This window comes from Leptolyngbya sp. PL-A3, from assembly GCF_039962325.1.
Taxonomy (GTDB): domain Bacteria; phylum Cyanobacteriota; class Cyanobacteriia; order Elainellales; family Elainellaceae; genus Vacuolonema.
Map to the genome: position 1 here is coordinate 53,147 of NZ_JAMPLB010000014.1, position 12,877 is coordinate 66,023.

Consider the following 12,877-nt stretch of genomic DNA (forward strand, 5'->3'; position numbering starts at 1 on the left):
CCTATTCCTGTGAGAGTGAATAGGTGCTACACCTAAACCGCTACTGTATAGCCTGCTAATAGCAGCCCTTTACTATGCAAGCTTTGCTCAATCTGTTGCATATCCTGCAATGTTTCTCCGGTGACAATTCCGTAGATTTCGGTGTAGATCTTGCCGTATTTCACCTTCTCCAGCGCCGACAGAATCAGAAAATCTTTGCGCTCTAGCTGAGGCCGTAGCGTCGTCAGAATGGAATCCAGGGTGCCTTCCATTCTGTAATCGCTGGAGTATTTAGCGATCGCTTTATCCAGGCTCATCAATTGATGCCGTTGGAGACAGAGCGGCGTCGAACCGTTGATCCGAAAGTTTGCATCAATTGTATAAAGTTGACCGTCACGATCTTCCAGGACGTCGAACCCAATGACTCCAAAATATCCCTGTTGATGGGCATACTGGCCCACAGATTTAATCATGTCTAAAAACTTGCCGAGGTCATCTGTATAGTCGATGACCCCACCCAAATAATTACCCTCAGGACTGACCAATTGCTGAGTTACCCCAATCAGAGTAATAGCCCCCTGTTTATTGACGTAGAACTGCACACAGTAATTATTGACTTCGTGCTTCACAAACTCAGAAACAATAATGGTTTCCAATAAATTAATGTGCAGGTATTTTCTGAGTTCTTCCAAGCAATAGTTGAGGTCGCTTGAATTGCGAATAATATAAGTTCCTTCACCTGAAAGACCGTGAGATGTCTTAATCAGATAAGGGAATTGTTGGGGTAGCGGAAGCTGATCCAGATCCTGTGAGCTGAGGTTATAGGTTTGATAGTTGGGGCAGAGAATACCTAGCTTTGATAGAGTTGCTTTGCTAAGCAGGTGGTAATGGGTATCGGGCTTAACCGCATGCCTCTCTGGCCGCAAATGGTCGAAAGGAAACAGGGTGATCAGCTGATCGATGCGATCGCCCTCACTCAGTTCATCCAGGTAATTAGAACAATCCATCATTTCGGCCGGGATATTGCCAAAGCCAAAATACTCTTGCCAGTACTGCGTGAGTAACTTCTGTGGCGGACTGATCACGATACCCGGTAGCTTTTCTCCCAACACTGCCAGGTTTTTCCAGGGTTCCTTCTGACAAATTTTGTCAAAGGATGTTTTGGTCGATTCACTGCTGCCATCTTGCAGGAAATATTTCTGGACATTGGGGTAGGCAGCCCAACTTGCCGTCGCTGGATAATTCAAGAGCAACGCATAGTGCGCGTCATGGATATCCTGCGCGAACAGATCGGAAAGGCTATTGCCCTGAAAAAAGGGAAGGATGTTTTGGGTTTTCATGGAACTACTGGCCAGTAGATTTAGGACACTTTGATGAGCAAGGCTTAGCCCCCGCCGTATCAAGTGTCCAACTCTACAAGCGGGGGCTATGACAAAAGGAGTTAGGCGGCTGCCAACGGCTGCTCCTTACCTGTAAATGTGGCAGGTTCTGATAATTCTTCGTTCATATAGGCTACGGCCATGTCTTCGGAGTTGTAGGCCCAGCCAATACGCCCCTGGCAATCGATCAGAATACAGCCCGCTTCTCCCTCTACACGAGATTGAAGAGTGGCGATCGCCTGCTGAGCGGCCTCATCGGGATGCCGTCCTCCCGCTAAGGCATCAATTGCACTCTTCGCTAAAACGACTGGAATAATAGACTCCCCATCCCCTGTGGTAGAGCATCCTCCTAATCGGTTGTCGGCATACAGACCGCAACCTACAAGCGCTGTATCCCCGACTCGGCCCTGGGGTTGTCCATTGGTGCCTCCTGTAGAGGTGCCTGCTGCCAGGTTACCATTGATATCCAGAGCGACACAGCCTACTGTGTTAGGCCGGTCTAACACTTCAACGTCCTCTTTCCACTCCTCATATTGCTCTTCACTGATCAGATCCTTTTTGGCACACATTTCCAATCCGTGTTCTAACGCAAACCGCTCTCCACTGCGGGCTACCAATAACCGAGGTTTCTCCTCCATGATGCGGCGAGCGGCAGCGATGGGGTGGCGAACTCCCTGCACCGCGGCCACAGCTCCCCAGGACAGGGTCGCGCCATCCATGATGGCCGCATCGACTTCGACCTCTCCTTCGCTGTTGAGGGTTGAACCGAAACCGGCATTGAATGTTTGATCGGACTCTAGCACTCGAATAGCGGCTTCAACGGCTTCGGCAGCGCTACCCCCTTGTGCGAGTACTGACCAACCTGCCAGCGCTGCGGCTCGGCATCCAGCATGGTTTGCTTCTACCTTGTCTTCTGAAATAGTTTTTGCACCACCATGAACGATGATGACGGGTTTTGTCTGACTCATATCTACAGGGACCTCTGGTAGAGATAATGACAGCTTGCCATTGCAAAGCTTGGTCTTCAGGCAGAGAGCTTAGGAGCTGGAGATCTTAAACTCTTTGCCTTCGAAAGACTGTCGATGGCTAAAAGACTTGTCCGATAGCATATCGGCTGTTTCCCTGAGGGAATCTCTATCGTAGGAATAGCCCTGAAACTTCCAACAGAATGAAGTTGGGTGAATGGCGCAATTTACACCACTGCAAATATTGAAGTACTTCGTAAGAGGGTTTTGCTTGAAGCCTTAATTTTGCGGGCAGATTGTCAGAAACATGTTATCCAGCTTCAGCCGCACCAATTTTGCGGCTCCGCTTCAAAACAGGTTGTTATCCGATGCTTTGGAGAGTGCGATCTACGATGCGTGCTAAAGACCGCACCGTAGACCGGTTAGATGGAAAATAATTCTTCTGCAGTTGAGGGATGGACGCCAATGATTTGAGTTAGTTCTTGTCGTGTTACTCCTTTTTGAAGGGCGATCGCAGCACCCTGCACAATTTCAGCCGCATTTTCACCAACCATGTGAAAGCCTAGAATGCGATCGCTCTCACGTTCAACGACTAACTTCATCAGTGCCTTTTCTTTGTCATTTGTCAGGCTGTACCGGAGCGGCACAAACTCTTTGCAATGACATTCAATGTTGTCCCCGTACTGCTCTCGTGCTTGGGTTTCGGTTAAGCCCACACTCGCCGCTTCAGGACGACTGAGAACTGAGGAAGGAATGAGTTGATCATCCAATTCATCACCAGGTTTGCCAAACATGGCATCAACGGCCCTGCGTCCCTCGGTTCGGGCAACTGGGGTGAGTTGCTTGCGATGGGTGCAGTCACCAACGGCATAGATGTTCGGTTGGCTGGTGCAATTCTGGTGGTTGACGGCGATGGCTTTCTGATCGAATTCCACATCCGCAGCTTCCAACCCTAATCCTTCCAGATTGGGGGCACGACCGATCGCGCACAATACTTTATCAACTACTATTGTCTCGGGACAATCCCCTGTTAGGTGCAGGCATAGCCCTTCGGAGATTTGCTTGATTTTGTCTGTTGTTGTACTACAGAGGGTTTGGATGCCCCGTTGGATAAATCCATTCCGCACGGCAACTTGCACAGCTTCATCAAAGCCTTCCAACAGGCAAGATTCTCGGTTCATGACGGTAACATCACAGCCGAACTCACGCAGGGTGCTAGCGAATTCGGCACCAATATATCCACCACCAATAATGGCAATCCGCTTGGGCAGCTGCTCTAAATCCAGTAACTCATCAGAGTTCATGGTGTACTCAATTCCCGGAATATCAGGTTTGATGGGCTTTCCCCCGACGGCAATCAAAACCTTATCCGCCGTATATTTCTGCCCCTCCACATCAAGGGTGTGGGCATCTAAAAATTGAGTACGCCCTTTCAGGAATTCCACTCCTGCTTGTTCCAATGCCTGTTGATGTACCTGGCGTAAGCGTTGGAGTTCTTGATCGCGCTTTTTCCGAAATGTCTGCCAGTGAAAGTTGCTGGAGCACTGCTCCCAACCATAATCAACGGCATTTTGCATGGATGCGGCATAATCTGCTGCGTAAATCATCATTTTCTTTGGCACACAGCCTCGATTGACGCAGCATCCGCCCAGTTGATCCTGTTCCGCGATCGCAACCTTCACTCCATACTGAGCGGCCTGTTTTGCAGCGGCCAAGCCTGCCGGGCCTGCACCAATGATGAATAAATCAAAGTTGTATGTCATTCTCAATAATCTCAAGTCTCAGGGGATAGGGTGCAGCCTGACAGGGTCGTAATCTGAAGGCGCTGCAGACTTTGATAATCTAGCAATAATGACTCACAGCGTCGTCTAACCTATGGGCGAGTTCGCTTAGAACTGCTTGAAAGGGTTAATTTCCACGCCCAAAAGGTATGGAAAATAACCCTTTCAAACAGGACCTTACAGCGCTTTTCAAACGCTTAAAATCTGGTTGTTTTTATGAGAGTCGCGCTCCACGGGCTCCCATAAAAACAACCGTGGCTGATTCAAGCGCAAAGGGTGCACATCCCATTTTTGCAGATTTGGAAACCCACTTTTGTAAGTGAGGCAGGCTTTGCCTGCCTCACTTACAAAAGTGGGATGCACCCAGCGCAAAGCGCTGTAAGAGCATGTCTTGAGTTTTCGTTCAAGATGAGAGAATAGATTCATTCTTCATCTGTTGCAGGCGATGAACATGCCCAATCACTCGATCAAACAATTGGATTATCAGCAGGATAATGCCTCTGATGCGATCGTTCCCAATCCTGCAATTTTGAGGAGTTCTGGTTGGGATGGTTTACATTTTGAACTGCATCAACAGCCCATTTTTGCAACGGGCGAACATCAGCACACAATGCATGTGCTGGCCTGTGGTGTACCAGATTCATCAGGCATGAGTGCGTTGGGTATGCGATCGCTCGATGGCAAACGGCAGCAAGAACGACGAAGTGCAGAAGATATTGCTATTATTCCCGCAGGCATCGTTCATCGTTGTAGTTGGGATGCTCCGGTTCAGTTTATGGTGTTGGCCTTTGAACCAGCGCTTCTGTACCAGCTCGGCCAAGACTGGGTAAATCTTGATCAGGTTGAGCTGACGCCTCGCTTCATGAGCCAACCGGACGGGTTTGTGCAGGGTATCTTTTCGACTCTTCGAGCAGAAGCAAAAACGGGTGGCATAGCGAGTGCTTTGCTACTTGATAGCCTTAAAACGGCACTTGCTATTCATCTGTTGCGGAACTATTGCACCACTCGCCCCAAACTCTCTAGCTACGGAAATGGTTTATCTCGCAATAAGTTGGCTTTGGTAAAGGATTACATCAAAGCACACCTGCATCAACCTTTAAAGCTGGAGGAAGTTGCAGCGATCGCCCAAATTAGCCCCTACCATTTCTTGCGTTTATTCAAGCAAAACATGGGAGTGACACCTCACCAATACATTCTGCAATGTCGCCTGGATCACGCAACCTATCTTCTGCAATACAGTGAGCTAAGTATTTCTGAGATTGCACTACGAGCAGGCTTTAGCGATCAAAGCCACTTAACTCGATCCCTTAAAAGCAAGCTGGGAATGACACCCAAACAACTTCAAACACGATTGTATTTTCAGGAGAGTGGGCGATCGCAATAATCTTCTAAACCCTGGCAACTTTCTTCTAGAGCTTCAATAGCCTGCCTCTCTACAGTAGAGACAAGTTCGGCTTTGCTTCAGACCCCTCAATCAGGGTGTGCAACACACCCAATAACGGTCTGGAACATGGCCCTCGTTTCATCGGAGGTAAGCGATGCTAATTGAACAGATGTTCATTTCTGCTGTAGTCGATGCACCACTTGCATCACCTATGACAGTTCCTCTTTGGGGTTTAGTCGTTCTTATTCTATGGGCGATTGTCGTTGTTGTCCTATTGCTCATCGTCCGCATACGACATTTAGCCGCAGGAGGAAGCCCTAAAGACTTCGGTACTTCTGATCATACAAGTCCGCTTTGGCGGTTCTTACGAGTACAGGCCAACTTGATGGAAAACGTTCCCCTTTACCTGGGTGTTGTCTTTCTTCTGGTTGTTCGGGGAGCCTCTGGAACTTTAGTCGATCTATTCGCTGGCACCTACATTGTTTTTCGGCTTTTCCATTCCATTGTTCATATGCTGGGTGCGAATCCAAATTTACGTTTGTTTAGCTTGGTCATTCAATTTATTTGCTTAATCAGTTTGCTTTCCCTGGCTACCTTCAATCATTGATTGTTCTCACTGGGATTATCGGTATCCCGTTGCATCGGCAGGTTTGTCTAACTCTTGCACCTCTGGAAGATAGCGGAATGCTTCAGGCTGTGAGCCATCCAAATCGGTGAAGCCATACACCTTGGCCAGTTGCCCGCTGGATAGAGATTGCCCATTCCAGCGGGCAACATCGGGGTCTGCAGCCAGGTGAGCAACAGCCCGACCGATATAGCGTGGAGTTTCAGAAATGATAAAGTGAGGATCTTTTGCTACACCCTCTTGCCAGTTTGCTTCGGTGACCCCAAAAATTTCTAACATCATCTCTGAGCGCATCCATCCGGGTGTGAGAGCAATAGCTGTGCATTGGTGGGGCTGAAGTTCCTGGGCCAAGCCCCAGGCCATACGGGTTACAGAAGTTTTTGCCAAATCGTAAAACAGAGATAAGCGGTAGTGGGTGTTATTATAGTCAGCCGTACCATCCGTGATTTCGACTAACAATCCACCTGGATTTTTGATGAGCAGTGGTAAGGCAAAGTGACTGGTAATGATGTGGGTATCGATCGCCAATCGTAACATTCGTAAGCCGCCCTCCAATGAGTGCTCCCAAACTGGAGTGTTCCACTGCGCTAGATTTTCTCCACCCCAAATATCATTGACGAGAATATCTAACCGTCCTTGTTCCTGTTCAACGCGGGTAACCAATGCTTGTACTTGTTTTGGGTCTAAATGATCCACTTGTACCGCAATCCCTTTTCCACCGGCTTGTGTGACTAGCTCTGCGGTTTCTTCAATGGTTTCGGGACGGTTGTATTCCGATCGCTGAGTTCGAGTTGTGCGCCCTGTCACATAAACCGTTGCTCCGGCTGCACCTAGCTCTACAGCAATGCCCCGTCCTGCCCCACGTGTGCCTCCAGCAACGATCGCAATCTTATCTTTGAGTGGTTGCATAGTTTATCTCCTGCAATTCTTTCAAATGGTTGAAAAACTGTGTCTCAGCTCTCTTTTTGCAGCATAGGGCTCCTTTCCTGACACCCATTGTCATATTTCACGTAAACTCAAAAGAATAACCCCTTCATCCACCCGTTCCATCTCCTGTCCTTATGCGTGCCGATCGCCTCCTTTCAATCCTGATGCTGCTCCAGGTACATGGTCGTCTTACGGCACACGAGTTAGCGGAGCGTTTAGAGGTGTCTGAACGAACCATTCATCGGGATATGGAAGCTCTCAGTAGTGCCGGGGTGCCTGTGACTGCCGAACGCGGGCAGAGTGGGGGGTGGAGCCTGTTAGATAACTACCAGACCACCTTGACCGGGCTGAATTTGGCAGAGATTCAGGCGTTATTTCTGCCCAAACCCACTCACCTGCTGGCTGACTTAGGCTGGGGCCAAGCGTTTGAGGCTGCCTTACTAAAGCTTCTGGCCGCATTGCCCACAGCTAACCGTCAGCAGGCTGAAGTCGTAAGCCAGCGCATTCACCTTGATCCGGCGGGATGGCAGCGTTGGGAAGAGGAGATGTCAGCTTTTCCGGTTCTGCAAGCTGCCGTTTGGCAGGAGCGGCAATTGGAACTCAGTTATGAGCGCAGTGATGGCAAGCTGGTTGAACGAATTGTTAATCCGCTGGGACTGGTTGCGAAAGGGAGTGTCTGGTACTTTATTGCTGCCGTGGATGAGGAGGTGCGTTCTTATCGCATCTCACGAGTGCGGAATGCCAGAGTCATGGAGTCTCCTTGCATTCGTCCAGATGGATTTAATTTAGCTGAGTATTGGCAGCGATCGCTCGTTGAGTTCAAAGCCAATTTGCCGCGCTATGAGGTGCTGCTTCGGGTTGCTCCGGATGCATTGCCTCGGCTGCGCTATGCCGGATATTTCGCCAAAATAGAGCATATCGGTTCACCCGATGCAGAGGGGTGGATTCCCGCCTCAATCCGGTTTGATATCGAAGAAGCGGCTTGTGCCTATGTGCTAGGGTTTGGGGGGCAGATGGAGGTGCTGGAGCCATTAGAATTGCGCGATCGCATTCTACAAACGGCAAAAGAGGCGATCGCACTCTACACAAAAGGTTGATGCATCCAACATTAGTAGCTCACATCTTGCGGCCCTTCTCACAAAAAGAATTACAGGTTATTTTGTTTTTGATCCTTAGCTTATCCTAGATACATCCTGCCAGTAATTGAGGCGAGAAAAATGTCAGCATCTCTTCCAGACAAGCATATTGTGGCTATGGGTGGAGGCGGTCTTTCGATAGAACCGGATAACCTCTTACTCGACCGATATGTCCTGGAGCTAGTCAGTAAGCCTCAGCCTAAAGTTTGCTTTCTACCAACCGCCAGTGGGGATAGCGATCGCTACATTGTCAGGTTCTATTCCACATTCTTGAAATTCCCCTGCCAACCCAGTCATCTCTCGTTGTTTCATCCTCCGACCCTTGACCTGCGAGGTTTTCTACTGGAACAAGACATCATTTATGTGGGTGGTGGAAACACCAAAAATTTATTGGCGCTTTGGCACGATTGGGAGTTGGATAGCGTCTTGAAGGAGGCTTGGGAACAGGGAACCATTCTTTGCGGATTTAGTGCTGGTTCACTGTGTTGGTTTGAATCCGGGGTTAGCGATTACCCTGGTAACGGTGTTTTAAAGCCGTTGAATTGTCTTGGGTTTTTAAAGGGTACCCATTGCCCCCATTATGATGGGGAAGCCAATCGTAGACCTGTTTATCATGAGTTAATTTCAGAGGGAGCGCTGGAAGATGGTTATGCCGCAGACGATGGAGTTGGCTTACATTTCGTCAATGAAACTCTGGAAAAAATTGTAAGTTCTCGTCCCTCTGCAAAAGCCTATCGTGTAGAACGCCAGGATGGTGATGTTCGAGAAACACCTCTCGAACCTATCTACCTTGGAGATAGATATAGCAATACACAAGTGAGCTAATGGATTGATGATTTAACGTGAATGTATTCAGAAATGGCTTTGATCAGAGTTTCTGGATCAACAGGTTTGGGAATGTGCTTCTGAAAACCAACTCTGAGTGCCTGACGTTGGTCGTATTCCGCTGCATAGGCGCTGAGGGCGATCGCCGGAATCAACCCCCCTTGATCGGGAGGAAGCGATCGCACCTTTTGTAGAAGCATATAGCCATCCATATCTGGCATGCCGATATCGCTTAACAAGATGTCCGGTTGAAATTTGGCTAGAGCAATTAGCGCTTCTGACGCAGAGGAAGCCGTTATGACGGTTGCCTGTTCGTGTTCCAGTAAAAATGCAACCAGGTCACGAGCGTCAGCGTCATCATCGACGACTAAGGCCTTGATCCCATTCAAACTGGGTAGATGCGTATGAAGTTCCCCTACGGGGGATGCCGGAGAAATCTTGGCAAGCAGCGGCAGTTGTACCGTGAACGTTGCACCCTGCCCTTCCCCTGGGCTTTCTACCTGAATCGTTCCCCCGTGTAATTCAACGAGATGTCGGACGATCGCCAGGCCCAGCCCTAAGCCGCCAAATTTGCGCGTTGTTGTTGCGTCAGCCTGCCGAAAATACTCGAACACGTGAGGAAGAAATTCTGGTGCGATGCCTTTTCCCGTATCGCTGACAATAATTTGGGCGTAGGAACCCATCTGCTCCAGTTGCACATGAACCTTGCCGCCCTCCGGTGTGAATTTGACGGCATTCGACAGGAGATTCCAGACGACTTGTTGGAGACGGCTGGAATCCCCTAAAACCTGCCCAACATTAGTCGCCAGTTGCGTTTCAATCTGGATCGCCTTGGCCTCAGCAGACAAGCGAACTGTTTCGAGCGCTGCATGAATGGTCGTGGTGAGGTCAACAGCAGCCCGGTTCAGGCTGAGCTTGCCCTGCAAAATGCGCGATACATCCAGCAAATCCTCAATTAATTCAGATTGCAGACGAGCGTTACGCTCGATGATTTTTAACGCTTCGGTAACTTTTGCCGCATCTAATTTTCTGGTTTGCAGGAGTTTCGCCCAGCCCAAGATGGGGTTAAGGGGCGATCGCAACTCATGGGAAAGCACGGCTAGGAACTCGTCTTTAATGCGGTTGGCAGCTTCTGCCTCTGCCCGTGCTTTGCGTTCGGCTTCGTAGGCCTGAGCACGAGAAATAGCCTGGGCACATTGCCGGCTCACGGCCAGAATAAAATCGCGATCATCCTGGCTGAGAGACTTATGTTCTTTAAAGCTGAGCAGCATACCGCCTACGGCTTTGCCTTCACTCATCAGCGGCAACGAGATCCATGAGTTGAAATCATAGCGGCTGTAAATGTCTGCCAGATGCGGGTAACGAGCTAACCGCTCGGCCTTTGTCTCTGCCCAAACTGGCGTTCCTGTGCGGACCGCATCCGCCAGGGGAACTGCTGCCGACACCGGAAACCGTCGCCATGATTCTACGATATCCGTGTGGTATCCCACCGCTTTGATAATCTCTAATTCTTTCTCGTCATCCGTCAGTACCGTCATCAGGGCAGAATCCGCTGATAATGCAGCAATGCTTTGCTGCACAATCACATCAGCCACCTGTTGGGGAGTTAGGGACTCCGATAGAGCTGCCATGATTGTTTGCAGACGAGCCGTACGATCAGCGGCCTTCTCAGCCGCCTGACAGGCCTGTTGAGCTTCTTGGAACAGCCGGGCATTGTCGATGGCGATCGCGGCTCGACGGGCTAGATCCTCTGCCAGTATCAGATCAGCTTTGCCATATTGGCGGTTTGATTCGCTATAGATGAACGAAATCGTACCCAATACTCGGCCTCGCGCCTCTAACGGTGCGATGATACAAGACTTTATACCCAACCCCCGAATGACTTGTAAGTACTCCTGGTTCTGAATGACAGCTAACTGCTCATCCGTAATATGGGCTGCAATTTCGCTGCGCCCCGATTTAATAACCTGAGCAATGCCGTAGTTATTATCTAGAGAGGGGGGAAACCGCTGCACTACCTCCCAGGCAAACTTTACTTTTTCTGGGTCCGTGTGAGCTACAGCCACGCGACTAATGATGCGATCGTCACTCACTAAATCCACGCTGCACCAATCGGCGACCCGGGGAACGGCCAAATCCGCAACGCTCTGAAGCGTTTGCTCATAGTCCAGGGAGGATGACAGCACGGCACTCACTTCTGCTAGAAATGCAGATTGTTGCTGTGCTGTTTCGGCCGCTAACCGAGCGGCTTGTTCCTGGATTAAGGTTGACCGTTGTTCCTCCACCTGTTTGCGTTGGGTAATGTCAAAAAATGAAGCGACAACGGCAAAAGGTTTTGTATCTTTCGGACGAAACAAAGGGCGAGTGTTGATGGAAATCCAGGTTAGAGTTTCATCTGGCTTCCGGATACCCATGATCACATTGGATTGGGGCTCTCCCGTTCGCAGTGTCACCATAGATGGGTGTAAGTTCCCTGGAAACGGAGAACCATCCTCATAAATCGACTGCCACCCGGGATCCAGGGAGGTACGTCCCATCAACTGCTCTGCTGTCTGGCCTAAAATCTGTTCAGCACTGGTATTGCAGGTGAAGATTTTGCCATCTGCATACTGAAGAATAATGCCTTCTGCAGCCATCTCAATGACTGAGCGATAACGTTCTTCTGATTCCCGCAACGCTGCATCTGCCTTCTTGCGAGCCGTAATGTCGCTGAGTGCGGTGACGATGTTAATCATCTGCCCGTCCGCATCAAACAGAGGTGAGGCATTGATCGAAAGAATAATTGTGGTGCCATCGGTGTGAGTAATGGCATGTTCAACACCATAAACTGGCTGTCCAGTTGCTATGACACGAACAAAAGGCAACTCTTCCTCTGGAAACGGTAAGCCCTCAACCGTTGTAATGGTCCAGGAAGGATTATTGTAGATCCGCTCCGTGATGTTGCTGTTGGTTAATCGAAGAATCGCTTCTGCTGCTGGATTTGCAGCGGTAATTTGACCGGATCGATCCAAAATCACAATGCCATCGGGAATGGTTTGGAAAATACTTTGAAGCTGGGTTTCGCGATCGCGCAACACCATTTCTATCTGCTTGCGCTCCGTGATGTCGTGCATCACGACCACGGCACCCAACTTTTTCCCCGTAGGCGTGACAATTGCTTCAGCGTTTGCCAGCAACGTTCGTGGTAGTCCCTGTTTGGGGATGATCATCATCTCCATCTGGTGCACAGACTCCCCCTGGAGGGCCCGAAACAAGGGAATATCCTGGGTGGCCATAGGAGTCTTGCCGTCAGGCAAATACAAGTCATAAAACTCGGCCCACTGCTCTGGTGGTAGGGGCTTTTCGGGTAAACCGTGAAACGAACGGGCAACTTGATTGAACAGCTTCAATTCTCCATCGGCATCACAGGCAACAATGCCTGCCTGCACATTATCCAGAAGCACCTGAAGGAATTCCTGCTCCTTCAAGGGGCTTGCAACGGAGCGATCGGTTGGGGAGGCGGCTTGCACCGATCCATGATGATCTATAAGGGCCGGATGGGCTTGTGCTAAACTGCGGGCAAAACATTCGATTAATTCAGAACGGGAAATACCCTGGTTTTGAGCTTGCTTTTCTAAAAGCTGCCAGGCGGTTTGTGTGAGTGAAAGATTAACGGCGTGCTTGATTTCCTGCGTCCAGTTCGGAATAAATCGGCCTGTTTTGTCCCGTCTCATTGGTGTTGTACCAAAATTAAAAAGCAAACCCATCAGCTAACTGCGGTAAATGAGCCTGCGGGTCAGTTGCCCACCCCCAGCTGACCTGATTTTTACTCCTTTTGGGCAGTCATTCACCGTATCAACATACGGTTGATCTCTATATTAAAGGGGATTTTTAGCG

9 protein-coding genes are annotated in these 12,877 nt (G+C 49.6%); 4 read left to right on the forward strand and 5 right to left on the reverse strand.

The annotated features are described in order from the left end of the window. Window positions 1-32 precede the first annotated feature (32 nt). From NDI52_RS12930 to gorA, 3 genes are all read right to left on the reverse strand, one after another. Window positions 33-1,319: an ATP-grasp domain-containing protein gene (locus NDI52_RS12930; protein WP_190775807.1), complete on the reverse strand. Its 1,287-nt coding sequence runs from the start codon at window positions 1,317-1,319 to the stop codon at window positions 33-35. Between the two features lie 101 nt (window positions 1,320-1,420). After that, window positions 1,421-2,326, reverse strand: coding sequence for an isoaspartyl peptidase/L-asparaginase family protein (locus NDI52_RS12935; RefSeq protein ID WP_190775806.1), 906 nt, complete (start codon window positions 2,324-2,326; stop codon window positions 1,421-1,423). 419 nt (window positions 2,327-2,745) lie between these two features. Beyond that, window positions 2,746-4,086 carry a glutathione-disulfide reductase gene (gene gorA, locus NDI52_RS12940; protein WP_190775805.1) on the reverse strand — a complete coding sequence of 447 codons (1,341 nt, stop codon included), beginning with the start codon at window positions 4,084-4,086 and terminating at the stop codon, window positions 2,746-2,748. A 463-nt stretch (window positions 4,087-4,549) separates the two neighbouring features. On the opposite strand from gorA, the gene NDI52_RS12945 reads away from it, so the two are divergent. Further along, window positions 4,550-5,488 (forward strand): AraC family transcriptional regulator, encoded by a 939-nt coding sequence (locus tag NDI52_RS12945; RefSeq protein ID WP_190775804.1) that lies wholly within the window; start codon window positions 4,550-4,552, stop codon window positions 5,486-5,488. 154 nt (window positions 5,489-5,642) lie between these two features. Further along, complete coding sequence (locus tag NDI52_RS12950) at window positions 5,643-6,095, forward strand: MAPEG family protein (protein WP_242046015.1); 453 nt, start codon at window positions 5,643-5,645, stop codon at window positions 6,093-6,095. Window positions 6,096-6,110: 15 nt separating this feature from the next. Here NDI52_RS12950 and NDI52_RS12955 read toward each other — a convergent pair whose 3' ends face one another. Continuing rightward, complete coding sequence (locus tag NDI52_RS12955; protein WP_190775803.1) at window positions 6,111-7,022, reverse strand: SDR family oxidoreductase; 912 nt, start codon at window positions 7,020-7,022, stop codon at window positions 6,111-6,113. Window positions 7,023-7,174: 152 nt separating this feature from the next. On the opposite strand from NDI52_RS12955, the gene NDI52_RS12960 reads away from it, so the two are divergent. Continuing rightward, window positions 7,175-8,137: a YafY family protein gene (locus NDI52_RS12960; RefSeq protein ID WP_190775802.1), complete on the forward strand. Its 963-nt coding sequence runs from the start codon at window positions 7,175-7,177 to the stop codon at window positions 8,135-8,137. A 120-nt stretch (window positions 8,138-8,257) separates the two neighbouring features. Next, window positions 8,258-9,001, forward strand: a complete 744-nt coding sequence (locus NDI52_RS12965) for a peptidase E (protein ID WP_190775801.1) — start codon at window positions 8,258-8,260, stop codon at window positions 8,999-9,001. Here NDI52_RS12965 and NDI52_RS12970 read toward each other — a convergent pair. Further along, window positions 8,998-12,714, reverse strand: coding sequence for a PAS domain S-box protein (locus NDI52_RS12970; RefSeq protein ID WP_199307630.1), 3,717 nt, complete (start codon window positions 12,712-12,714; stop codon window positions 8,998-9,000). The genes NDI52_RS12965 and NDI52_RS12970 overlap by 4 nt on opposite strands. Window positions 12,715-12,877: the final 163 nt, after the last annotated feature.

Excerpts from the sequence above, each read along its gene's own strand:
- NDI52_RS12930 (WP_190775807.1), bottom strand. The coding sequence starts at position 1,319 with ATGAAAACCCAAAACATCCTTCCCTTTTTTCAGGGCAATAGCCTTTCC.
- NDI52_RS12935 (WP_190775806.1), bottom strand. The coding sequence starts at position 2,326 with ATGAGTCAGACAAAACCCGTCATCATCGTTCATGGTGGTGCAAAAACT.
- gorA (WP_190775805.1), bottom strand. The coding sequence starts at position 4,086 with ATGACATACAACTTTGATTTATTCATCATTGGTGCAGGCCCGGCAGGC.
- NDI52_RS12945 (WP_190775804.1), top strand. The coding sequence starts at position 4,550 with ATGAACATGCCCAATCACTCGATCAAACAATTGGATTATCAGCAGGAT.
- NDI52_RS12950 (WP_242046015.1), top strand. The coding sequence starts at position 5,643 with ATGCTAATTGAACAGATGTTCATTTCTGCTGTAGTCGATGCACCACTT.
- NDI52_RS12955 (WP_190775803.1), bottom strand. The coding sequence starts at position 7,022 with ATGCAACCACTCAAAGATAAGATTGCGATCGTTGCTGGAGGCACACGT.
- NDI52_RS12960 (WP_190775802.1), top strand. The coding sequence starts at position 7,175 with ATGCGTGCCGATCGCCTCCTTTCAATCCTGATGCTGCTCCAGGTACAT.
- NDI52_RS12965 (WP_190775801.1), top strand. The coding sequence starts at position 8,258 with ATGTCAGCATCTCTTCCAGACAAGCATATTGTGGCTATGGGTGGAGGC.
- NDI52_RS12970 (WP_199307630.1), bottom strand. The coding sequence starts at position 12,714 with ATGAGACGGGACAAAACAGGCCGATTTATTCCGAACTGGACGCAGGAA.